This window comes from Oligoflexus sp. (assembly GCF_035712445.1).
Classification (GTDB): Bacteria; Bdellovibrionota_B; Oligoflexia; order Oligoflexales; family Oligoflexaceae; genus Oligoflexus.
Window position 1 is genome coordinate 1 of the sequence record NZ_DASTAT010000079.1, and the last position, 22802, is coordinate 22802.

The 22802-nt window shown below is 55.9% G+C and carries 20 protein-coding genes; 11 read left to right on the top strand and 9 right to left on the bottom strand.

Going from position 1 to position 22802, the window contains the following annotated elements:
• Positions 1–524: ATP-binding protein (locus VFO10_RS17800; protein ID WP_325142618.1), on the top strand; the 524-nt coding region annotated here is incomplete at its 5' end.
• Here VFO10_RS17800 and VFO10_RS17805 read toward each other — a convergent pair.
• Genes VFO10_RS17805 through VFO10_RS17815 form a run of 3 tightly spaced genes read right to left on the bottom strand, consistent with a single transcriptional unit; the run spans position 521 to position 3148 of the window.
• Positions 521–1720 (bottom strand): hypothetical protein, encoded by a 1200-nt coding sequence (locus VFO10_RS17805; RefSeq protein ID WP_325142620.1) that lies wholly within the window; start codon positions 1718–1720, stop codon positions 521–523. The genes VFO10_RS17800 and VFO10_RS17805 overlap by 4 nt on opposite strands.
• Positions 1717–2682, bottom strand: a complete 966-nt coding sequence (locus VFO10_RS17810) for a hypothetical protein (protein WP_325142622.1) — start codon at positions 2680–2682, stop codon at positions 1717–1719. The genes VFO10_RS17805 and VFO10_RS17810 overlap by 4 nt, the downstream gene beginning before the upstream one ends.
• 13 nt (positions 2683–2695) lie before the next feature.
• The gene (locus tag VFO10_RS17815; protein ID WP_325142624.1) at positions 2696–3148 is read right to left on the bottom strand and encodes a hypothetical protein; all 453 of its coding nucleotides are present in this window, start codon (positions 3146–3148) and stop codon (positions 2696–2698) included.
• A 157-nt stretch (positions 3149–3305) separates the two neighbouring features.
• Between VFO10_RS17815 and VFO10_RS17820 the strand changes: the two genes are divergently transcribed.
• Both VFO10_RS17820 and VFO10_RS17825 read left to right on the top strand, forming a co-directional pair.
• Positions 3306–5003: an AMP-binding protein gene (locus tag VFO10_RS17820; protein ID WP_325142626.1), complete on the top strand. Its 1698-nt coding sequence runs from the start codon at positions 3306–3308 to the stop codon at positions 5001–5003.
• Positions 4927–5349, top strand: a complete 423-nt coding sequence (locus VFO10_RS17825) for a hypothetical protein (RefSeq protein ID WP_325142629.1) — start codon at positions 4927–4929, stop codon at positions 5347–5349. Before VFO10_RS17820 ends, VFO10_RS17825 begins: the two co-directional genes overlap by 77 nt.
• Here VFO10_RS17825 and VFO10_RS17830 read toward each other — a convergent pair.
• The gene (locus tag VFO10_RS17830; protein WP_325142631.1) at positions 5318–6448 is read right to left on the bottom strand and encodes a citrate synthase; all 1131 of its coding nucleotides are present in this window, start codon (positions 6446–6448) and stop codon (positions 5318–5320) included. The two genes, VFO10_RS17825 and VFO10_RS17830, sit on opposite strands and share 32 nt — an antisense overlap.
• Before the next feature lie 195 nt (positions 6449–6643).
• Here VFO10_RS17830 and VFO10_RS17835 point away from each other — a divergent pair, with 195 nt between their 5' ends.
• Entirely contained in the window at positions 6644–8311 is a 1668-nt protein-coding gene (locus VFO10_RS17835; RefSeq protein ID WP_325142632.1) for a M14 family zinc carboxypeptidase, read from the top strand.
• 87 nt (positions 8312–8398) lie between these two features.
• Entirely contained in the window at positions 8399–9658 is a 1260-nt protein-coding gene (locus VFO10_RS17840) for a citrate synthase family protein (protein WP_325142634.1), read from the top strand.
• A gap of 4 nt (positions 9659–9662) precedes the next feature.
• Here the strand turns inward: VFO10_RS17840 and VFO10_RS17845 are convergent, their stop codons facing one another.
• On the bottom strand, positions 9663–10751 hold the full coding sequence (locus VFO10_RS17845) for a hypothetical protein (RefSeq protein ID WP_325142636.1): 1089 nt from the start codon (positions 10749–10751) through the stop codon (positions 9663–9665).
• A 453-nt stretch (positions 10752–11204) separates the two neighbouring features.
• Here VFO10_RS17845 and VFO10_RS17850 point away from each other — a divergent pair, with 453 nt between their 5' ends.
• Positions 11205–13925 (top strand): PAS domain S-box protein, encoded by a 2721-nt coding sequence (locus VFO10_RS17850; RefSeq protein ID WP_325142638.1) that lies wholly within the window; start codon positions 11205–11207, stop codon positions 13923–13925.
• Between the two features lie 4 nt (positions 13926–13929).
• Here VFO10_RS17850 and VFO10_RS17855 read toward each other — a convergent pair whose 3' ends face one another.
• Positions 13930–14406 carry a MarR family transcriptional regulator gene (locus VFO10_RS17855; RefSeq protein WP_325142640.1) on the bottom strand — a complete coding sequence of 159 codons (477 nt, stop codon included), beginning with the start codon at positions 14404–14406 and terminating at the stop codon, positions 13930–13932.
• Between the two features lie 118 nt (positions 14407–14524).
• The gene (locus tag VFO10_RS17860) at positions 14525–14953 is read right to left on the bottom strand and encodes an organic hydroperoxide resistance protein (RefSeq protein WP_325142642.1); all 429 of its coding nucleotides are present in this window, start codon (positions 14951–14953) and stop codon (positions 14525–14527) included.
• A 165-nt stretch (positions 14954–15118) separates the two neighbouring features.
• Here VFO10_RS17860 and VFO10_RS17865 point away from each other — a divergent pair, with 165 nt between their 5' ends.
• From VFO10_RS17865 to VFO10_RS17885, 5 genes are all read left to right on the top strand, one after another.
• On the top strand, positions 15119–17092 hold the full coding sequence (locus VFO10_RS17865) for a SpoIIE family protein phosphatase (RefSeq protein ID WP_325142644.1): 1974 nt from the start codon (positions 15119–15121) through the stop codon (positions 17090–17092).
• 272 nt (positions 17093–17364) lie between these two features.
• The gene (locus VFO10_RS17870) at positions 17365–18066 is read left to right on the top strand and encodes a hypothetical protein (RefSeq protein ID WP_325142645.1); all 702 of its coding nucleotides are present in this window, start codon (positions 17365–17367) and stop codon (positions 18064–18066) included.
• Between the two features lie 206 nt (positions 18067–18272).
• A complete protein-coding gene (locus tag VFO10_RS17875) occupies positions 18273–18812 on the top strand; it encodes a TlpA disulfide reductase family protein (RefSeq protein WP_325142648.1) in 540 nt (179 codons plus the stop codon).
• 18 nt (positions 18813–18830) lie between these two features.
• A complete protein-coding gene (locus VFO10_RS17880; RefSeq protein ID WP_325142650.1) occupies positions 18831–20282 on the top strand; it encodes a hypothetical protein in 1452 nt (483 codons plus the stop codon).
• Between the two features lie 18 nt (positions 20283–20300).
• The gene (locus VFO10_RS17885) at positions 20301–20798 is read left to right on the top strand and encodes an ATP-binding protein (protein ID WP_325142654.1); all 498 of its coding nucleotides are present in this window, start codon (positions 20301–20303) and stop codon (positions 20796–20798) included.
• On the opposite strand, the gene cax is transcribed toward VFO10_RS17885, so the two are convergent.
• Both cax and VFO10_RS17895 read right to left on the bottom strand, forming a co-directional pair.
• Positions 20795–21898 (bottom strand): calcium/proton exchanger, encoded by a 1104-nt coding sequence (cax, locus tag VFO10_RS17890; protein WP_325142657.1) that lies wholly within the window; start codon positions 21896–21898, stop codon positions 20795–20797. The genes VFO10_RS17885 and cax overlap by 4 nt on opposite strands.
• A gap of 104 nt (positions 21899–22002) precedes the next feature.
• Positions 22003–22749: an energy transducer TonB gene (locus VFO10_RS17895; RefSeq protein ID WP_325142659.1), complete on the bottom strand. Its 747-nt coding sequence runs from the start codon at positions 22747–22749 to the stop codon at positions 22003–22005.
• Positions 22750–22802: the final 53 nt, after the last annotated feature.

The following is a 22802-nucleotide window of genomic DNA, read 5'->3' on the forward strand; positions in this document are numbered from 1 at the left end:
AGGGCACTGTCCTCATCAAGGAAAAAGGCGCCGACTTCCTTTATAGCGTTCTGCTCCATTTGATTCGCAACTCGATGGATCATGGCATCGAAGCCCCCGATCAGCGTGCAGCCGCGGGCAAAGCCCCCCGCGGGACCATCACGATCGACCTCGCCTTCGAACCGGATCATCTGATACTCAGCTATCGGGATGACGGCCACGGCCTTGACCTCGACGCCATTCAAAACCAGGGCCTTGAACAGGGTCTGATCAAAGCAGGACAGAATTATTCCGACCTCGACATTGCCTCGCTGATTTTTGTATCCGGCTTTTCGACCAAAAACGCGGTGAGCGAAATCTCGGGCCGTGGCGTCGGACTCAATGCTGTCGCCACCTACTGCCAGGATATAGGCGTGGACATCAGGATTCAGCTGGAAAACAGCCAGGATCGCACCATGGTTCCATTCCGTTTTGAAATAACACTGCCACGCACGCTCTTCTGGATTGCGCAATCGCCCAATCAAATAGCCGCGCAAGCTTCCTAAAGTTGATCCCATTCCTGTACCAGGGCTTCGGCATTCTTCAAGCAAAGATCGCGTTGGAGCAAAGGCCGATAGCAGGGGGCCGCGTCGACTGAAATCTGCTGCAAAAAAGCCTGAATCCTCGGCACACGCTCGACCGCACCCAACCGTTCCAAGGCCTGGACTTTTCTAAAAGTCCGGGCGTAAAGCTCGACAAATCGTTCCCGCGCCGTCTGCCACGCTTCGCCTTCCGCATCCGTGGGACCAAGGACGATCCCGACCAGCGCCGGCTCCACGTCCTGATAGGAAACGACTTCAGGATCCGAAAGAAAAGCCAAAGGCAGGACGGAATCGAAATCATCAGCATGAGTCGCGACCAGCTTTTGCCAGGTGGGAACGGTCGCGTTGGAAAAGAGTCGAAAGGCGTCCAGACACGGCGCAAGGCTATCGGAAGGACAATCCCGACTGCCGCTTTCACCCAAAGACCGCAGGGGAATATCCCGCGTTTCCTTGATATGGCTTTCATAACGAAGACGCACGATCGGCAAGGCCTTCGGTGTTTCAAGGCCACTGTCCATCTCGGACACGCGAAGTTCCGCCGACCAGCGTTTTTTATCCTCTGGATTTTTGAAGACCCAGCGCAGCGAAGCCGCCATGCTCAGCTTCAAGCGCAGTCCGGACAGAAAACCCGTGCCACAGGTCTGAACGAAAGCATCGACCAGCTGAGCCCGCTCCGCACTCTGGGCAATCAGGATCTGCTGCACCATGGTCTGGGCCTCGCGACTCAGACGGAGTTTCGCAAGGCCCTCGGGTTTGAAGCGCAGACCCCCGTATTCACTCTGCACAAGGCGCAGGTTTACGACGTCGCTGTCATTCTCCAGAATCCGCTGCACCATTTCATAAGGCCGCGACAGCCGGAGTCCCGTAGCTCCATTATAGAAGCTCTTCTGAAAGGCCCCGAATACGCTTTCCAGTTCACGCGCATTCGTTCCCTCCCGCTCTTCCGTTCGAAAGCTGCCGAGCGTCCGCATCTCATAATCATCGGCCGTCAAAGCCCCAAGATCCAGGCAGCTGACGCCGGTGAATTCCTGGGTGACAGCATCATAGGCCGTTCCGATCAGAGCCTTGGGTTTGACGGTGATCGCCTGCAAAGGTGTGGAGGATGTGGTTTTGCAGGCGGAAAGAACGATCAAGGTCGAACAGGAAAGAAGTCGCTTCATGACCCTTCCAAATGTTGCAGGAGTCTTTTGTAGTGCTGGGTCAGCTGCTTGAAACGATCCTCGCTGCCGCCGCGATCAGGATGCAGCGCATGGGCCATCACCCGATAACGCTGCCTCAGATCATCGAAATTCGGCAGGGCTTTGAATTCCATAAAACGCATGGCCTCGCCCACATGCTGCGGAAGATGGGACCTGGGCGGGGGTGGCGGGGGTGGTTCCTGCCGGGCGCCTTGCCGCGCTTTGGCTTTGGGCTCCTGATACTGCTGCTGTTGCTGCCGCGCTTTATTCGAAAGATACTGGATATGCAGCGCATAAAGAAAGGACTCCGAACGACTCCAAAGCTGTTCATAGCAGCCTTCGAGCTCGCGCTGGCAGTTTTTGATTCTTTGCGCGATCTGACTGCCGAACCTATTCAGAGCCGGCGACTGCAGCTCATCAGGAATCGCTTCCGGCAATTCGTCCAGGCGCACGTCGGAAAAAGGCGCCGACAGCTGATTGATCTGCTCCAAACGGCGATTCAACTGCAAAAGCCGTCCCCAAAGGGACAACGCAGGATCGTATTCGTTGCAGGACACCTGCCGATTGCGCCAGAGTTCGGGCAAAAGATGACGAACCGCCACGGCCCGGCATTCATCGAAGCGGGCAAAGACCGGCTCTTCGAACACGGCGACCGCGAAAGGTCCGCGTTCGGCTGTCGAACTGTGTCGGAACCAGGCCTGAGGCCGATCTATGGCCAGGATTCCAAGGCGATGCTGAAAGGTCTGCTGCAGAAGCTTGATATCCTGATTCAACGCCGCAATGCGATCCAGTCCGTGCGGCACCGGATTGCAGAGAGCCGCACGCAGACAGCGGGTGAAATGGACTTTGCTTTCTTCAATGCAGAGGACGCGATCAAGAGCCAATGGTATGGAGGCGGCGCTCAGGAATGCGGGTTCAAACCAGTCGAGGCTCGGGGCTCCCATGAGTCCTCCCTAATTAGCTGCGACGACGAACCTGCTCGAGCGTCACAGCCAGGTCATTGAGATCCTCAGCGACTTCCTGGAAGGCATCGCCTTTGCGCAGGACCACGCGGGATCCGTAGTTGCCATTTTTCAGCTCACGAATGTGCCGGCGGAATGCATAGGTCGGCCCTACCAAACGGTGGGTAAAGAAAATGGAGACGGCGACGGTGATGAAAAAATAGATCGTCGTGCCTATCGCCACCCAGCCGACCAGTCCCTGCACATAGGACCTCAGGATATCCGTGACTTCCTCACGCAGATCGGTGAGTTCGAGCACCAGATCGTAAAACTTGTTAAAATTTACATAAAAAATGGCAACCAATGCCAGGCAGAAGGCCAGGGACAGAAGAATGTTATAAAGCCCAAGGCGAATTTGCAAAAGAGGCTGCAGCATAAAATTGCTGAGTTTTCGCTTATGAGAAGACATGGACGGGTCCCTCTCCCTGTTCAAGGCCTTTGATTGACTTCTTCTATTGTGCCTTCTTGGGCGCGTACTGACAATACGCCACGGTTTCCCGGATTTGGAAAAAACTCGAAACCCTGCATTCTTCAGTGCTAGAATGCCGAACAAAAGGGGGCGAGTTGTGCCGAGCGCTTCAATACCGACCGCAAAAACGATGCTGGATTGCCTTGCAGCCGCGGCCAGCGATTTTGCTGATCGGCCGGCCTACTCACAGTTCGGCAGGACCCTGAGCTTTCGCGAGATGGATCGCCTCAGCAGCTCGGTGGCGGCCTGGCTGCAGTCTTTACCGGATGTGAAACCCGGCGATCGCGTGGCCGTCCAGCTGCCCAATGTCCTCGCCTATCCTGTGATCGCCTTTGGCATCATCAAGGCCGGCCTTGTTCTGGTGAACACCAATCCCCTTTACACCCCAAGGGAAACGCAAAGACAACTTTTGAATGCCGATATCAAGGTCTGGTTCGTGGCGGAAACTACCGCCTATATCGTGCCCATGCTCACCCATGAACTCAAAGATCCGTGGGTTGTGATCTGTGAGCTGTTCACGCTGCAGCCGCGCTGGCGACGCTGGGCCATGAACTTTCATCTGCGCTATCGGCGCCGGGCCGTGGCGGCCTATGATCGGAATCACCCCACCCTGGATAGCGTGCTTCGCTTCGGCCGAAAGCGGCCTTGGATCAAACCGAATGTTCATCCTGATGATCTGATGATGCTGCAGTACACCGGCGGCTCCACGGGTGTATTGAAGGGCGCGATGCTCACGCATGCCAATGTCGTGAGCAACATGCACCAGGTTTTGAATTTTCTGGGTGCGAACGTCGAGCGCGGGAAGGAAACCATCATCGCGCCCCTTCCGCTCTATCACATCTTCGCCTTCACCGTGCACTGCGGCATGCCTTTGCTCGCGGGCTCGCATAATGTTCTGATCCTGGATCCCACCGCACTCGGTCTGCTTCTGAAGGAGCTGCAGCGCTATCCATTTTCGGCGATGACCGGCGTGAATACCTTATTTTATAGCCTTTTACGCATGGACACATTCCGGGCGATGGATTTCTCGCGCTTGCGTTTTGCGATAGCGGGCGGAATGAAACTCGACCCCAAGGTCGCGCGGCATTGGGAGGACGTCACGGGCAAACCTTTGCTGGAAGGCTTCGGCATGACCGAAACATCTCCCGTCGCCTGTTTCAATCCGCCGGACGCCAACCGCATCGGCAGTATCGGCCAACCCGTTCCTGACACGGAGTTAAAACTGGTCGATACCGAGGGTCGCGATGTCCTCACGCCCCATACTCCGGGTGAGCTTTGGATCCGCGGCCCCCAGGTGATGCGCGGCTACTGGCGAAATCCCGAGGAAACCGCGCGGCACCTCACCCGCGACGGCTGGGTGAAGAGCGGTGATATAGCGACCTTCGACGAGGACGGATACTGGTTCATCGTCGGACGCGTCAAACGCATGATCCTGGTGTCCGGTTTCAATGTTTACCCGAGCGAGATCGAGGACGTCGTGCGCCTCCATCCCGATGTGATCGACTGTGAAGTGATCGGCCAGCCGCATGCGGTCACGGGTGAAACCGTCAAGGTCCGGGTGCTCTCGCGCAACAAGGCCTTGAAGCCGCAGGACATCCGCGATCATTGCCGCCGTTTTTTGACCAGCTATAAATTACCCAAGCATGTGGAATTTGTGGACAGCCTTCAGAAAACAGCGGTAGACAATAGGCGACACGAAAGTCATCAGGAGGCTCACGATGAAAATATTAGCGCTCGCCCTCGGCAGTCTGCTTCTGGGATCGGTGGCTCAGGCAGCATGGGTGGTCAAAACTGAAGGACTCGCCTGCACCGAGGACTATAATCCCTGGGGCCATGGCAGCTATTGCCCCTGCCCGGAAGGCACTGCCTATAATAAAAAAATCGGCGAATGCCTGGCCGGTGCGCCCTACCCGATTCTGGTTTCCGGCGTCCTGCATAGCAAGGATGCGGTGGAAAAAGGCGTGAGTTTGGAAACCCAGTATGGAACCTTCGAACTGATCGTGAAACTGTCGGAGCTGGAAAAACTGCAGCGCGCCGATGGACTTTATTTTGAAGCGGACGGCGAATTCATTCTGATGCCGACCGATGAGGCCCAGGCGCGCCCGACCATTATCGTCGAATCGCTGGCCTGGCTGGAATAGCATCCAACGGCGCAGGATCTGGACCGACATAACGCGACTGCGGACGCACCAGCCGTCCGTGGCGGCGCTGCTCGTCCACATGCGCACACCAGCCCACGACCCGACCGATCGCAAAGCAGGCGGAGAAAACTTCCGCCGGCAGACCGATCGCATCCAAAAGCACAGCCGTATAAAATTCCACGTTGGCCTTCAGCGGCCTTTGCGGATAACGCTCCTGGAGGAGTTCGGCAGCGGCCTTTTCCACAGCGCGCGCCAGGGCCAGACGCGGCGTCTTCACGCCCGTTTGTTCCAGTCGATCGAGCGCCTTTTCCAAAACCGCAGCCCGTGGATCCCGCACGCGATAGATGCGATGCCCCATCCCCATGATGCGCCGCCCCGCTTCCAGTTCCGCTTCCAGCCATGCCCGGGCGCGTGCCGGCTCACCCACGGCGGCCAGCATATCCAGGACTGGTCCAGGCGCTCCACCATGAAGGGGGCCCTTCAAAGCCCCCAGCGCCGCGACCACCGCAGAGGTCAGATCCGATCCCGTCGAGGCCACCACGCGCGCTGTGAATGTCGAGGCATTCATCCCATGATCCATCACCGTCACAAGGTAGGATTCCAAAGCCATGGCACGCGCGGGGTCCACGGGTGCATCCGCAAACATGTGCAGAATATCCTCACCATGATCCAGTGCCGCATCAGGCCGAACAGGAGGCCGCTTCTCCTGACGCCGCATCCAAATCGCGGTCGCGACGGCGGTTGCGGCGCAAAGCGTCAAAGCCTCATCCCATAGGTCGCTGCCGTCCCCTTCCAACGAGGCCAGAGCATAACGCAGATAATCCATGCTGGAACGCGGACCTTCCGGCAAAGCGATCAACCGGGTAAAGACCTGCACTCGTTTCAGCCCGAGGCGTTGCCTCACTTCCAACATTTCCGAGTGATGCGGCAAGCGCCCCCACCAGAGAAGATGCAGAGCTTCCAGGAAACTGACGTGGCCACTGAGTGTTTCCACATCATAACCACGCATGACGAGCCGCCCGGCTTCACCATCGACCTGACTCAAAACGGTTTCTGCGAATACGACGTCATCGAGCCCGCTGACCTGAAGAGTACTCATGCTTCACCTCCTATGCTTCCTGCGTTTCTCAAGCCTATCTTCGGCACAAAATTGACATTGATCAATCTTGATTAAACAATCAACATAGCGATTTTTTGTAAGCTTCGAAAACTTCTGAATCTTGTTGGCAAGCCCCCGGACACGCGTGGTACTTAGTGAGGGCCATTACGAAAAAATTTCTGCTGTTGAGGATCTATGAAATCACAAGCCTTGCCGCTGACCCGGGCTGAAGCCACTGACTATCGCGAGACGACACGCAGCGCGGAAGTTCTGACCTTCATGGATGAACTTTGTGCCGCAACGCCCCTGGTGAAACGTCTCTCTTTGGGAACGAGCAGTCAGGGCCAGGATATTGCCGCCCTTGTCATCAGTGATCGTCAGTGCTTCACACCGGAGCTGGCCCAGAAACAAAAAAAGTGCATCGTGATGGTGGAAGCCAATATTCATGCTGGTGAAGTTGAAGGCAAGGAATCCCTTTTGGCCCTGGCGCGCGATCTGACTCTGACCAGTCTGGGCCGGAATATTTTGAACCGCACCTGCCTTGTCCTGGTGCCGAATTTCAACCCGGATGGCAACGACATCATCAGCCCTGCGCATCGCCAACTGGATCTTAGCAATCTGGAGGGGCAGGATGGTCCAGAATCGGGCGTGGGTATTCGTTACAATGGTGAAGGCTATAACCTGAATCGCGACAGCATGAAGCAGGAAGCCCCGGAAACACGGGCGATGGCGCGTTTCTATCAGGCCTGGTGGCCGCACCTCTTCATCGACTGCCATACCACCGATGGAAGTCTTCATGCCTTCGATTTGACCTTTGATACCTCGCGCGGCAATGAGGAGCTTTTCGCTCCCGTGCGAGGCTTCGCCCGCGGGATGCTGGAGCGCGTGAGCAAATCGGTTGAATCCAAGCATGATTTCAAAAGCTACTGGTACGGAAACTTCGTGAAAGAAGACGATCCCCTTACCGGCTGGCACACCTATCCGGCACTGCCTCGCTTCGGCAGTCACTATCGGGGTCTGCTCGGGCGGCTCGATGTTCTTTTGGAGACGTATAGCTATATTCCTTTCGCAAGGCGCTGCGCGGTGATGCGCGCCTGGCTTTTGGAGCTTTTCCGTTTTGCGGCTTTGAAGCGTGAACCGATTTTGAAGCTCATGCAAGCGGAAAGAAAACGGCTCGAAACCAGGGGACTCGTTTTCGATCCATCGCTGCGCATGGCCATCAATCACGGCGTCGCGCGTCAGACCGAGGATCAGTCGCTGGTTTTCGATTATCCGGCTTATGCCCTGCATGGTGACACAGCAATCATTCAGTCGTTTGATAAGGAGAGTCTCAGCGCGCGCCGTTATCCCGGGCGGCGTTCCAAAGTCTATAAAATCCCGCATCTGCGCGGTCATATCCCGACGGAAGAGGTCACCGTTCCGATGGGTTACCTGGCGCCTGCGTCCCTTGCGGATAAACTCAGTATGCATGGCATTCAGCTGACAGCCGCCACAGCGGGTACGCGATACAGAGCAGAACGCTATCGCCTTCTTGGGAAAGAGGAAACTTTCAGCCCCGATGTTGCGACGAATGTGACAAGGCCGGGTGAAAAAGAAATACCCTTAAGTCAGAAGCCTCAGCCGAAGCGTTTTGAAACCGTGCTCACCGTAAGGCCCGAGCGCAGCGAATTCACAGTGCCTGAGGGCTGGATCTGGATTCCTGTCGCGCAGCGTGCGGGTACCCTCGCCGTTTATCTTTTGGAACCGCATGCGGATGATGGCCTGGCCCGCTGGCAGTTTTTGGACGAGGACCTGAAGGTGGGAGGATATTATCCCGTCGTGCGTGTGCTGGAGCACCAGAATCCTCCGCGGAAAGCGGAGTAGATGACGGAAGCTGCAGCAAGCAGATGACGGGAGCTGCAGCGAAGCCGACCGTAAGCCCGGGGTGGATGAAGCTTCGAAAGGAGTCATATGGCAGGAAAAAACCACAAGGATAAAGCGATGCTCACCGCCGCCGAGGCCTGCGCCTTGCTCGGCATCAAGGCCCAGACGCTCTATGCTTATGTCAGCCGTGGGCTGCTTCGAGCCGAATCGCATCCTGGCCACACCGGAAAACTTTACGCCCGCGATGATCTGGAAGCACTCCTGGCGCGCAGCCGGGCCCGCTCGGGACACGGTCCGACGGCGGCCAGCGCCATGCGCTGGGGTGATCCGATTTTGGATTCAGCCATCACCTGCATTCAAAGCGGACAGATCTATTACCGCGGCTATGCCCTGCGCGAACTTCTGCGCAAAGGCTTGAACTTTGAACAGGTCGCCGAACTTCTCTGGTCCGGTGACCTGCCGAATCATAAAGTGGAATGGACCGGGCTGAACCTCAGCATTCCCCAGGACAACAGCACAATCGCAGCTTCCCTGCCGCGGCGTCTCCTGTTTCAACTCGCAAGGATGGCCCTTTATGATCCCGAAGGCCCGGACGAATTGCTCGATCAATCCTTGCGTCGCGCCCGCGCTATCATTCATCACAGCGTGAACGTCGTTTTTCCAAGGACCTCGGCGGCCCCCGAGACTCTCGCCATGCGCATGGCCGCCTCGCTCGGACTTTTTCAGGACGAGGCCGTGGACGCTCTGGAAACCGCACTGATCGCCAGCGCGGATCATGAACTGAATGCGTCTACGTTCGCCGCACGCGTCGCCGCCTCCACCGGCGCCGACCTTTACGCCAGTCTTCTGGCCGGCCTCGCAAGTTTCTCCGGTCGGCATCACGGTCTGGCTTCGCTGGATGTGCACGCGTTTTTAACCGAGCCGCCTGCCGGCTGGTCACGTAAAAGACAGCTGCAGGCTCTGATGGAAACGAATCAGCAGCCGCCAGGTTTTGGTCACCGGCTTTATACCGAAGGCGATCCCCGGGTCGAACCGCTCCTGCAAAAAGCCCGCGCCCTCGCCGCTGTGCGCAAAGGCGAAGCGCAGCGTTGGATGGATGAAGTGGACAGCGTCCTGACCCTGGCGAAATCCCTGGGCTGCCCCTGGCCCAATCTTGATTTTGGCTTGGTGGCTGTGGCCTTGACTTTGGGTTTGGATCGGGAAGGTGCGACCGCGCTTTTCATTCTCGGCCGTTTGGCAGGTTGGACCGCGCATATTCTGGAACAAAGGCAGCAGGGTTTTTTACTGCGCCCGCGCGCCCGTTATGTGGGCCGCGCGCCGGCCCCTGCATCTCCGGGTCGAACGTGAAGGCTCAGGGCGGTCCCGCAAGAATTTCCGGCTCCATGCCCCAGCAGAAATATTCCCCCGTCGTCAGCTGCGAGCAGGTGCGATCGGGGCTGGCGATCAAGGTCGCCGACGCCACAGGCAAAGGCACGCGCACAGGAATCAATCCGCCCTGCGTTTCCGACCCTAAGAATTCGCGCGCGCCCCAGCACCAGACAGAACCATCGACGAGCTGCGCACAGGAATGCCGTGATCCCAGAGCCAAAGTCGAAGCCTTGGCAGGCAGTCCACGTACAACATGGGGCTCAAGCTGTTTATCCCCTTCCATGCCGAGCTGCTGATCACTGTTACTGCCCCAGCACTGAACTTCACCCGCGGAATTGATGGCACAGACATGCTGCGATCCCGCTTCCATCACCGTCGCAAATCCGGAAAATCCGGCGATAGCGACGGGCTCGGATTCTGAGCGCAAGGAACTGCCAAGTCCCAGCTGGCCGGCACTGTTATCACCCCAGCAAAAAATTGCGCCCGTATCACCGCGCAACGCACAGGAAAAACTTTCACCGGAACGCAGCTGACGAATGGAGCGCAGTCCTTTAACACTGGCGAGTGTAAAAGGGCCGCGCGTGGAAAGATCACCGCACGCAACCTGACCGTCCACAGCCAGAACGCAGACCTTATCCTTTTGCAGCGCCAGGGACAGAATGGAACTTGGGAATTTTCCACTCAGAAGAATGGAATCCTGATCCGAGGACGGAAGCGAACGTGTTCTTTGCGGCTGCCAGCAGAGAACCCGATTCTCCAAGGACGCGGGCCTCACCCCCACCGCACAGCTGACCGTGGCGCGTGCCATCAGCTGGCGAATGACAGGCGTGCTGCCTGCGGCGCGCAGTGCCTGCCAGCTGGCAGGGGCCGAGGTTTTTCCCTCACTGCCGAGGCACTGACCCTGACCTTTTTTATTTTGCAGACAGGCATAGCCTTCCCCCAATGCAAGAGGCTGTCCCTTTGCAGCGGACGCGACCGGAGCCGGCAGGCCTGCGGCGGGAGATGTTTGCAGGGTCGAGCGACAGCCGATCACACCGAAAAGCAAAACCATGTGAAAAAACAGACAGCGCACGGGGGACCTCCTGTTGCTTCTATTCTGACTGATCCCGCCGTCGAGGGTGAGCCCCTTTTTTATGATGTTTTGATAAAAGGAAACGCTTTTACAGGGGAGGTCGGTGATTAAAGAAAAATTTAATAGCCTGAGTCAGCCGCGTTTGACGTCGCCCAACCCGTCTCATCCAAGTCAGGAGGTGCCTTTCGCCAATCGAAGTTTGCATATGCCGAAATCATCGAGCTCATCCTGTTAAAAATCTAGAAACGTTGAAGTTTCAGACCCCCTTGCCTATCCCGTTCGACCTTCTGCGAAGAATTACCCCGCCCGGTTTTGCAGAGGTCTCTTAACAATTCAACCCATTGAATAATTCCATAAAAAGTGTTCCAACATATTCAGTGATTTTTAATCGCAGTCATGTGATAGTGCCCCGCTCCGGTTTTTTTAAGTGCCAATCCTCGGCCTGGAATTCATGTGATAGAAGAGCAAGACACCATACTCGACCAGATATTCGACAGCTCACCTGCCGGTATGCTGCTGACACTCGGTCCCCGGCACACTGTCGCCAGGGTCAACCGCAGGTATTATGAAATTATGGGTATCGAGGAACAGGCAAATGAACGGCCGACCCTTGATCTTATCGTGAGCCTACTCAATCTGGTGTATGAGTCCGGTGAAGCGCACAGCAGCTTTGAATTTCCCGTTGTCATCAAAAAGCCCAGCGGGGCCCTCAGCTTCACCTACCTTGATGTCTGCCTTCAGCCCCTCTTTAACAAGGAGCGAGAGGTATACGGCATACTCACGCAGGCTTTCGATGTGACGGCAAAGGTCCTGGCCCGCGACAGCTCGGAACGATCCCGGCGGGCGATCGAAAATGAACGGCGCAACCTGCGTACTCTTTTTCAGCACACGCCGGAACTGGTCTGCATACTCAGCGGCCCTGATTTTGTCTTTGAATTTGTGAATGATGCTCACATTAAAGTACTGGGTTTCGATGCGACTGGTATGACCGTGCAGGAAGCTCAGCCCGATGCCGTCGCGATGCTCGCTCTTTTGAAAGAGATCTATCGTCTGGGTCGACCCGTGTCCTTTCATGAGTACCCCATGGTGATCCGCAATGAAGTCCGTTATTTTAATATGACCTATTCACCCTCCCGCGATGAGTCTGGCACTATAGACGGGGTTTTGGCGCTGGGAATCGACGTGACTGATCAGGTGCGTTCCCGTCAGGCTTTGGAACAAAGTCAGGCGCGCTTTCAACAGCTGGCCGATTCCATGCCGCAGATCGTGTACGTCTCGACTCCCGAGGGCGCGGTCAAATTTTTGAATGCCCGCTGGCGTGAATACACGGGAACCTACGATACGATCATCAACACCCGAGGCACGATTGATCTGATTCATCCAGACGATTGGTCGGCGTGCGATGCCGCGTGGATTAAAGCGGTGCAGAATAAGGAAACGTTTGCCTGCGAAATTCGGCTTCGGAATCACGAGGGCTACTATCGCTGGTTCATCACCAGGGCTGTGCCTCATATCATCAATGACGAGATAGTCGAATGGTTCGGCACCTCGACCGACATCCATGATCAGAAGCAGGCTGCCGAAGAGCTGGCCCGCTCCACGGAGCGTTACCGCTCCGTCTTCCAGGACTGCCCTGTCCCCATGCTGGTGATGGACCCCAATTCCGGCCAGATTCTCGATGTCAACAACATCGCTCTGACGACCTACGGATACAGCCGCGAGGAATTCCTGACCTTGAACGCGTCTGACATGAGACCCGCCGAGGATCGTCCAGCGTTCTGGCTCACGATGAAGGAACTGCCTTTTAAGAAGGAACGCTTTCTGCAGCGGAGGGCACAGCATCAAAGGAAAGACGGCAGCATCCTCCACGCGGAAATAACCCTGCGCGACATCCTGCTCGATGGGCGCTGGATGCGGCTGGCGGCGATCGTGGATATCACCAAGCGCGTGACGGTCGAAGAGCAGCTGCACCAGCTGATGAAAAAACTGAAACTGGCCAAAGAGGAAGCCGAGCGTTCGAATAACCTGAAGTCAGCATTTTTAGCCAACATGTCGCATGAAATCCGCACGCCTTTGGGGGCCATGCTCGGCTTCGCCGATCTGCTGCGCGATCCCAATATTTCGCAGGATGAACACTCGAATTACCTGAACATCCTCGTCCGCAACGGCGAGCAGCTGTCCATCATCATCAACGATATTTTGGATCTGTCCAAAGTCGAGGCGGGTCATCTGACTTTGGAATTCCTCGACGTGGATCCGAAAACCATCGTCACCGACGTGTTCACGCTGCTGGACATCAAGGCTCGCGAAAAAAACCTGACGCTGACCTATGAAGCTGATCCCAGCACTCCTCAGCAATTGACTACGGATCCTGTGCGGGTTCGCCAGGTTCTTGTGAATCTGATGAGCAACGCCATCAAGTTTACGCCGCACGGCTCGGTCCAGGTGCGGAGCTTCGGTGAAAGCAACGGACAGGGCCGGGTCCATATGGGCTTTGAAATCACCGACACCGGCATCGGCATTGCCGCCGAGCAGCAGGAACAGATTTTTGAAATGTTCGTGCAGGCCGAGGATTCCACGACCCGTAAATTCGGGGGAACCGGCCTGGGTCTCGCTCTCTCGCGAAAATTGGCTCGGGCTTTGGGTGGCGATGTCCGCGTCGTCAGGAGCGAACCTGGGGCTGGCAGCACCTTTCTTTTCACGCTGACCGATCTTCCCGAGCTACGGGTCAAGCAGGATGCGTCCGAACAGAAGGCGGTCCAAGCCCCCGGGCCCGCCTCTGCACCCAGTGCGGACAGCGTTTCGCTGGAGGGTCTGAAAATCCTGGTGGTGGATGATGCACCGGATATCCGGTCTTTGATTTCTTTTCTGCTGATGCGCGCAGGGGCCAGCGTTGATTTCGCTGAAAATGGAATCGAAGGCTACCGCAAGGCCTTGAGCGAGTGCTACGATATGGTGCTGATGGACATTCAGATGCCGCAGATGGATGGCTATACGGCGACGATGAAACTTCGCGAACAGGGCTATCACAAACCCATTATCGCGCTGACAGCCCATGCCATGACCGAGGCGCGCAAGAAGTGTTTGTCCGTCGGTTGCACGGGACATCTGACCAAACCCATCAATCCCTCACACCTGCTCAGCGTCGTGGCTTTCCACGCCCGTCACGAATAAGGGATCAGGTTTCCGAAGCCGGCAACTTGCTGCCGCGCATCTCCTGGAGCTTATGCAGAAGCCATTTCAGTTCCTCGCGCATCCGCACCACATCCTTTTCATCGACTTCCGCAACGCAGCGCATGGCACCCGGTATCGCCGCCGCCTTCTGCTGCAGCTTGCGGCCCTTGGCGGTCAGGCGCACGCGAATCTCGCGTTCGTCCTCTTTCGCGCGGTCGCGAGTCAGAAAACCTTCTTTTTCCAGGCGTTTCACCAAAGGCGTAAGGGTGCCCGAATCAAGGTAAAGGCGCTCACCCAGGCGTTTCAGTGGAATTCCATCCTGCTCCCACAGCACCATGAAAACAAGGTACTGCGGATAGGTGATGCCAAGGGGGTCCAAATACCCGCGATAGGCCTGAGTCATCGCCTTCGACGCCGCATAAAGGGCGAAACAAAGCTGATTGTCGAGCAATTGGTCCTCATTTGGACACAGTTCGGTCATGGTTTCCCCCAAATTAGCCTTACTGATGCAAGATAATCCGAAACCTCGCAAGCTTTCAATGCACTTGTGCATGAGGGGGAGCTGAGCGGGCCCGACTGTCCCGCTCACGCTGCTGAACTTAAATAACTCGCTCTCCACGCAGGGAAATCGTCAGATCAATGTTGCCTCGGGTGGCGTTGGAATAGGGGCAGACCTTGTGGGCGGCGACGATCAGTTGCTGGGCCACGATGGGCTCAACACCTTGAATATCAAGGTCCATGGCGACTCCGACATTGAAGTGGCCATCATCGTAGGACTGCAGATCCACCTGAACGGAGATGCTGGTGCCCTCAAGTTTTACTTTTTTCAGCTGGGCGATGTGCAGAACCGCATTTTCAAAGCAGGCGCCGTAACCGGCTGCAAAGAGCTGTTCGGGGTTGCTGGCTGTCTTGGAACCGCCGAGGCTCCGTGGGGTCGAGAGGGGCATATCAAGGATGCCGTCATCGGATTTCACCTGACCGTTGCGACCACCGCTTGCCGTAACCTTGGTAGAATAAAGAACTTTCATGGGGATCTCCTAGTTTATTGTGCAACATTGAATTGCACACAACCTTTATATCGGACTTTTTGGTAAAAAGTTAAGCTTTATTTGCGGGGCAGCGGTTTGAGTTTTCCTTCGGGACTCCGATAGGCCAAACAGATAAGTCTTTTCACAAAGTTGGAAGTCCCGCTCATGCTGAAGACTCTCCTGCTCGGCCTCTTTCTGCTGCGGACCTCAGCCTTAATGGCAATATCCGTCCCGCAGATGGCGGAGCCGTACCTATCCATTTGGGAGGACAAGGGGGGCCAGACGGCCTTTCAGGATCTGGATGACGCTCGCTTCGTTCCTGCCACGCCGGACCGCTTGAATGCCGGCTACAGCACTTCGGTCTTCTGGCTTCGTCTTGATCTGCAAAATGCCAGCGCGACGACACTCGAACGATTCCTTGAAATTGAACTCGGCACCATCAGCCTTTACGATGTTTATGTGCGGGGCCAGACCGGGGCTATTCTGTCAGGGGGACAGAAAAGAAGCTGGAATCCTTCCCTGCATCATCGTCATCCGGTGGTGAACGTTACGCTGCCGCCCTACAGTCGGGGCAGCTGGTATATACGACTGGAAAACAACTACAGCCTTTGCATCATAGCCTGGCTTCACAGCCTTGAAAGCCTGGCGGCCAAGGAATCGCGGGAATCCTTGGTCTTCGGCACGTATACGGGCGTCATGGGTTTCGCTCTTCTCGTGTCGCTGTATGTTTTCTTCAGCACCCGGCATCGCACGTTCCTGCATCTTGGAACGATGCTCCTCACCTATCATCTTGGTTTTCAGCTCACCAACCTCGGCGTGACCTGGATGAATCTTTGGCCGCAGTCCCTGGCCTGGGCGGATCGAGCCACCTTTGTGATGATCGAACTCAGCAGCATCGCCGGCATCATCTTCTTTCGCCATTCCCTGGAAATACCGCGCACGCTGCCCCAGATCGATCGCTGGCTCTGGCTGCCTTTGCTGAAAAGTCTCCTGGGCCTGGGTCTTTGCACCTTTGCCTTCAGTCCCCAGCTCGTATCCTTTTCCGTGCAGACGACCGGCGTTCTGCTCCTCTTCTATTACGGAGCGGGCATTTATCTTTGGCGCAAGGCCTATCCCCCCGCAGCCTATTACAGCATCGGCTGGATGCTCGTCATCCTCGTGAATATCCTTTCCATTCTGCAGGCGGCCGACCTTGTGCGCTTCGATGATCCCTGGTTCCGTTCCGCCGTTCGCTTTGAATTGCTCCTTCTGTCCTGTGCGCTTCATGCTGGATTTCTGGCCATCGCGATCGGCAACCAATTTCAAAAGGTGCAGAAGGATCGTGCCCGCGAGCAGGATGTGCGGCGCCGGCTTGAGAAAAATCTGGATGATGCCCATATCGTCCAGGAGGCTTTCATACCGGACGATCGCGAAGGGCCGGGCTTTGAAATCGTGACCTCGCATCATGCCTCGGCGCGGATTGGTGGGGACTGGCTCGGCTATCATCATGATGTCCGGCACAAGCGCCTGATTCTGGCCATCTGCGATGTCACAGGTCATGGGCTCCCGGCGGCCCTTTTAAGCGGCGCCATTCATGGGGCCTTCCATGGCCTGGCCCGCACCGAAGAAATGGATGCGTTGCCGGCTCCTGAACTTCTAAGCATGCTGATGCGAAGACTCAACGACGTCGTGGGCATGACGGCGACGCATACTCCGCTGCTCGCCACGATGCTGATCCTGAGCATAGATCTGGAAAGCGGTCGCATGGATTACCGGAACGCGGGCCATACGCCTCTTGTGGTAGTGCGTGACAATCGGCCTGTCTATATCCTGCAGGGTGGTTCCCCCTTGGGATTGAAGACCCAACCCAATATCGGTGCGGGGCATTATGAAGCCAGGACGGGGGACACTCTTTTCATTTATACCGATGGACTCCTGGATAACGTGCGTTCATCCAGACGCCTTCAGCTTCATCATCTGACCCGCCTTTTTTCAAGTGAAGATTCCTTGAGCGCCATCCAAAAGCGCATTGAGGAACTGGCAGGACCCGATGCTGCCGTCATGGAAGATGATTGCTCGTACATCATCTGCCGTCTGCATGATCTTGCAGGACAGTCGCTGCCCATAGGCGGGTCCAGGTTGTGGAGAAAGAGCGTTTAATTCCTCGTGAGCGGCCCAAGCGAAGTGCATGACGTGACCGTGCTTGCGCAACCCTGGATCCATTGTGGGCATCACCACCGGCCAACGACCACGCGTCTCAATGAACGCCGTTCAGCACCCGGATTCCGCACCCTGCCTCAGATCCCCAGTCCCTGCGCCCGGTTAACAATACCTATTTGACACAATACGATGTTTGTTCTATCAGCTGCTGACCAACGGTCATTACGCCTCAGAAACCTATAAACTCAATCATTGGAAAAAGAGGATCGTTCATGAAATCAGTTCTGTTCGCAATCAGCCTCGCGCTCACGACTCAGGCCATGGCAGCCGATGAAAGCTACCCTTACACACTCGAATCCGTTCCTTATCGGGACATTGATCAGCGGCTTGTGATCGGGTCGGATGCAACAGGAACGCCGGCTCCCCTTCAGGGGCTGTGGTGGATGGATGGCAATCCTCAGGCGGATGAAGTCATGTCCTTTGCCAACGCCGCATTCAAGGACATTGAATTCGACGGTCAGGTCGTGGGTCATGAAGCGACGCTGGTGGTCTACGATGAAGGCATCTGGGCCTGGCATGATAGCGACGAAGGTGAGCGGCAGGCACGCAAAGCTTACAAATGGCGGCTCGTGTATCATCTCGTCTTCAATGCGGACTATACGCATGGCAAGATCGAACCAATTCTCGATCCACCAGAAGGCTTCCGTTTCGGCATTCGGATTCCACGCAACCCCCTCGCGAACTTCACCATGGATCAGGTGAATCAGGACGAATATGTTCGGGACACCAGGCTTCTGGGTAAATCCAACCAGTATCGCTTCCGTCGTATCGTGGACGGCCAGGGAAATCGCCTGCCAACCTATGACAGCTTCGTGAAAACTGTGGAATCTGATGGCGTTCCCAACGCTCTTTTGCCTCTTTGCACACTCGAAAACACATCACAAGTTCTACCCACTGTCTGTGCGACCAGGTAAACTGAAGCCTCACAGCCCCGGCTCTGACCGGGGTCCCTGACAGCCCCTCATACCACAAACCAGCTAAACATCATTTAGTTTGTTCGCAATTAGATTTTTCCCCGCGCTTTATCTGCTATGAGCTGTTATAAATGAGCCACTATAATGAAAAGCGGCTCCGTTCGCTGTTATTCCCCTGCCTAATCAATAAACTATAGGCTCTGACAATGTCAGCTACTCTCAGGCTACGGATACTTTGTCTGCTCACACTGCTCATGTCCTGCGTCACAACAGGGTCGCTTGAGGCCGCAACCAAACCCAGGTGGCCCAACACCTTCAGCCTTGTGAGCCTGGACGGCAAAAAAGTTCTGCGCTCCGCTTCCGATTTCAAAGGTCAGCCCTTGCTTGTACAATTCTGGGCCTCGTGGTGCCGCAGCTGCAGTGGAATCAGCAGCGAACTGGAGCGGGTGGTGCTGTCTCATCAGACCTCTCATGCATCGCGCCTGCAGTTTTTGTCTGTGAGTATCGACGAGACGACAGACGAGGCCCGCGGAACTGTGATACAACGCCCATCCACCTTCCTCACACAGCATGCCTATCACGATCACCAGCAGCACCTGCGCACATCACTGAAGGTTGAAAGCGTTCCGACCATTGTTCTGATCCATCGGGATGGTACCATCCTTTTACGCAAGGAAGGCCATCTGAGTGCCAGTGAGTATCTCGCCATCAAAGACGCCCTCTCAGGTTTGTCATCATCAATCTAAGTTCAAGAGAGTAAAAGCATGAGAATCCTGGCCCTTGTCCCTATCGCTGCCCTGACCGTTTTTTACGCCTGTCTCGACTCGAAAAAGTCATCAGATCCTGAAACTCCTGCGGGGCCTACGACACCGGGGCTCGTGGACATTCCTGATGCAGCGGGCCTTACTTATCATAAGGACATCAAAGCCATCGTGGTTTCCAAGTGCACGAGCTGCCACACCGAAGGCGGCCTGGGTGGATTTTCTTTGGAAACCTATGCGCAGCTTACAGCGAAACAAGGTTCGGTTCGCAGCGCGGTTCTTGGCAAACGTATGCCGCCCTGGATTGCGGATGCTGGTCACCAAACCTATAAGGACGACCTTTCCCTGACACCGACCGAACTGAGCAAGCTCGTCCAGTGGATCGATCGGGGGGCCCAGGAAGGCCAGGCGGCCGATTACAAGGCGCCTTTGAAAAAGGATAACTTCGCAGCGGATCAGACTTACTCGATCTTCACCGACGGCGGTTCCTATCTGCCCGATCAGAAACGCTCGGATGACTATCGCTGTTTCATCGTGCCCTTTGAGAATAAACTGGACGCCGTGAATTACGTCACAGGCTTTGATGCCATCGCCGGCAATAAAAAAATCGTTCATCACATCGTCGTCTACATGGCCTCGGCGGAGATCCTTCCCTATCTGAACGAACTGGATCAGGAAGAGCCCGGTCGCGGTTATGAATGCTTCGGTGGAGCGACTCCTGATCGCATCGGTGATCCTGCTGTCCAGGCCGCCTGGGAGAAGAAATATCCCGGCAGCATTCAGAAGCTGAATGATGAAAACTACTGGCTGGCTCACTGGGCTCCTGGCATGGAAGGCGGCTACAGCTTCCCCGATCAATCGGGCATCATGATTCCCAAAGGCGGCGCCTTCGTCGTTCAGATGCATTACTATACCAGCGGAGCCAAGGATGAAGTCGATCAGAACTCCACGGTCGCCATCAAAACGGCCAAGGAGGTTCGTAAGCCCGCGTTCTATTATCCCCTTACCAAGGGAGCCTGGACCCAGAGCCGCACCAATCGTTCGATGGTGATTCCAGCCGGGGAAGAACGCAGCTTCTCCACCGAACGCACTCTCGGCCAGATTGCGGATTACGGCAAGCGAGTTCTGAAGATCACGACGCCCATTAAGAATCTTGAGGCTCACTCCTCGAACCTTCATATGCATGCCTTCGGCAAATCGGGCATTATTCGCCAGGGCCGCGTGGGGCAGGACGCTGAAATTCTCTTGAGCGTCAGCAACTGGGATCTTCACTGGCAGCGGGATTTCCAATGGGAAACCGCCAAAGTCGTGCCCTTTGCCGACCTTGGTCAGTGGCGCCGCTCTGTGGAATGCACCTACAGCAATTCCAGCGAGAATGAAGTCTTCGGCGGCTTTGGCAGCTTTGATGAGATGTGCTTTGACTTTGGTTACTTTGCCTTTGACCTTGCCGAATAACACGAGGAGACGCGCGGCATGCCCTCACTTCACATCATTTGTGGTCCCGTGGCCAGCGGCAAGACCACCTATGCCCGCCAGCTGGCACAAGAGAAGCTTGCCGTGCTTTTGAGCCTGGATGAAGCCATGCTCAAGCTCTATGGAGTCATAGACGGACGCGAGGCTTTCCTGGCCAAACAGGATCTCTGTCGCAGGTATCTGCTGGACCTTGCGGCCGATAGTCTTCGGAACAAGGTGCCGGTGGTTCTCGACTGGGGATTTTGGAAGCATCAGGACCGCCTGGCCCTGGTCGCGCGCTTTGCCCAGTATGGGTGTCCGATTGAAATGATTTATCTGAAGACTGAGGCCGAACTGCGCTGGCAACGATTGACCATGAGAAATCAGAACCCCGGAGACGACAACCACATCATCGAGAGGCGGGACTTTGAGTTCTTTAATAGCCTCTTTGAAGTGCCTCGTGCCGCGGACTATCCAGGGGTCAACTTTCATCTCGTTGAAACGGTGGACGGTCCCTAAGGCAAATTATAAAAAGCCACAGCAAGAATTATATAAACGCCGAGCATCATCACGCCCTCCAGCCAGTTGCTTTCCCCGTCCTGGCAGACAAAGGCCAGGATCAGCATGGAAATGACAACGGACAGGACCTCCAGCAACGTGAAGTGGAGGTCCAAGGGATGCGAGGGATTGATCAAGAGACTGGAAAAAAGCAGAACAGGCGCCACGAAGAGCGCGATCTGTATGCTGCTGCCGACCGTGATCATGAGCGAGACATCGAGTTTATTTTTGATCGCCATCAGCACCGACGATGAGTGTTCGGCCGCGTTACCCACGACCGCAACGACAAAGACCCCGATGAAGACGGGGTTCATCCCAAAGGATGTCGCCGCATCCTGCGCGGACCCGACGAAGATTTCACTGACATAGGCAATTCCCGCGGTGGCCAAGGCCAGCATGATCAAAGCGTCTCGACGGCTGTTCACTTTTCCGGGGGCTGCTTTTTTTTCGTGCGCCTGGACATGATTGAAAATGCTTTTATGGGTGTGCAGAAGAAAAAGGAGATTCAGGGCATACACGATCAGAAGTATGACGGAGATTTCTTCGCTGACATGAACGACCCGTGCAGCGCGTCCGGGTGTGCCGCTCGCAATCGTGTAATAGGCCGCAGGGATCACGAGGGAAACAGCCGCCAGGGCCAGGAGCGTCGCACCTGTTGAGGCAGCGGTGCGATTGAACTTCTGCGTATGATGCCGGATACCACCCGCAACGAAAGACATGCCCAACACAAAAAGAACGTTGCCGACGATGGATCCTGTAATGGAAGCCTTCACCAGCGGATACATAACGGGGCCTTCACGAATCGCGACAAGTCCGATGATGAGTTCCGCCGCGTTGCCGAGCGAACCATTTAAAAATCCGCCGAGCCCCGGGCCCATGGTTTCCGTCAGATCTTCCGTGGCACTCCCCAGAAGACCGGCCAGCGGTATCACGGCAAGGCCCGACGAAAGAAAACGCCAGGCCGCTGTCGTCTCACGCATCTCACAAAACATGGCTATGGGAATCATCACGAGTAAAAAACTCAGCGGGGTTTCCGCGAGTATCTTTTTAAGAAATTTCATCAGCCTCGCCACCAGCAATTCATGAAAACCTGCAGATTTTACTTTGCAAATCTCATGCCGCAAAACTGCGGAGCCCCTGGTACATTCATGCAAGGCAGATAGCTTTAGTATCCGAGCGGACAGTCGTAACCCAGGCGACCTTCCAGATTGAAGTAAAACGCGACTTCAATATTGGATCGCTCGGTATCAGGTTCTTCGGCCAGAGGTTTGTAACGCCAGTATTGAAGAGCGACGCGAGCCTCGCGATCGAACTCACGTTCCGGTTTGGAGTCAATGACCTTTATATTTTCAGGAATACCCTCTGCATTCACATCGAACTGCAGTCGAACCACACCCATGGTGCCTTTGATCGCAGCCTCTTTGGGGAATCTGGGGGTGACCTGCTTGATGGAACGAGTCTTCTTTCGCGCTGTGGCCGGACGCGGCATCCGTTCCTGGGCCCGGGTGCTGGCTACTTTCTCGGCATGGGCTTTCTGCAGGATGATCATGCGCGTTCGGGCATCGTCGGTATAAACAAAATCAACGAAGCACTGACCTGCTTTGCCCGGCTGAAACTTCCAGGCCCGCAAGGATTCCTCCGAGAGTTCCTTGAATTCCGCATGGGAAAGGTCCAAGGCCTCCACTGCGGTCACCTGACCCTTGTCATCGAAATCGCAGCGGTAAAGATGCGTGACACACTGCTTGTCAGCGATGCCTTCGCGTTCACCTTCGGTAAGGTCAACCCAGGCCGTGGACTTCACGGCCACTTCTGGTTCATCCATCGAATAAAGAAGAGGTTTCGTCGCGCAGGCTCCGGTCAGGAGCAGCATCAGGGCGGCGAAGCTTATCTGAAATTTTGCAGCGTGCATCATGATTTCACCCTTTCGAAAGCAGGCCAGGGAAGGCCAGGGAAGGGCGAACTTAA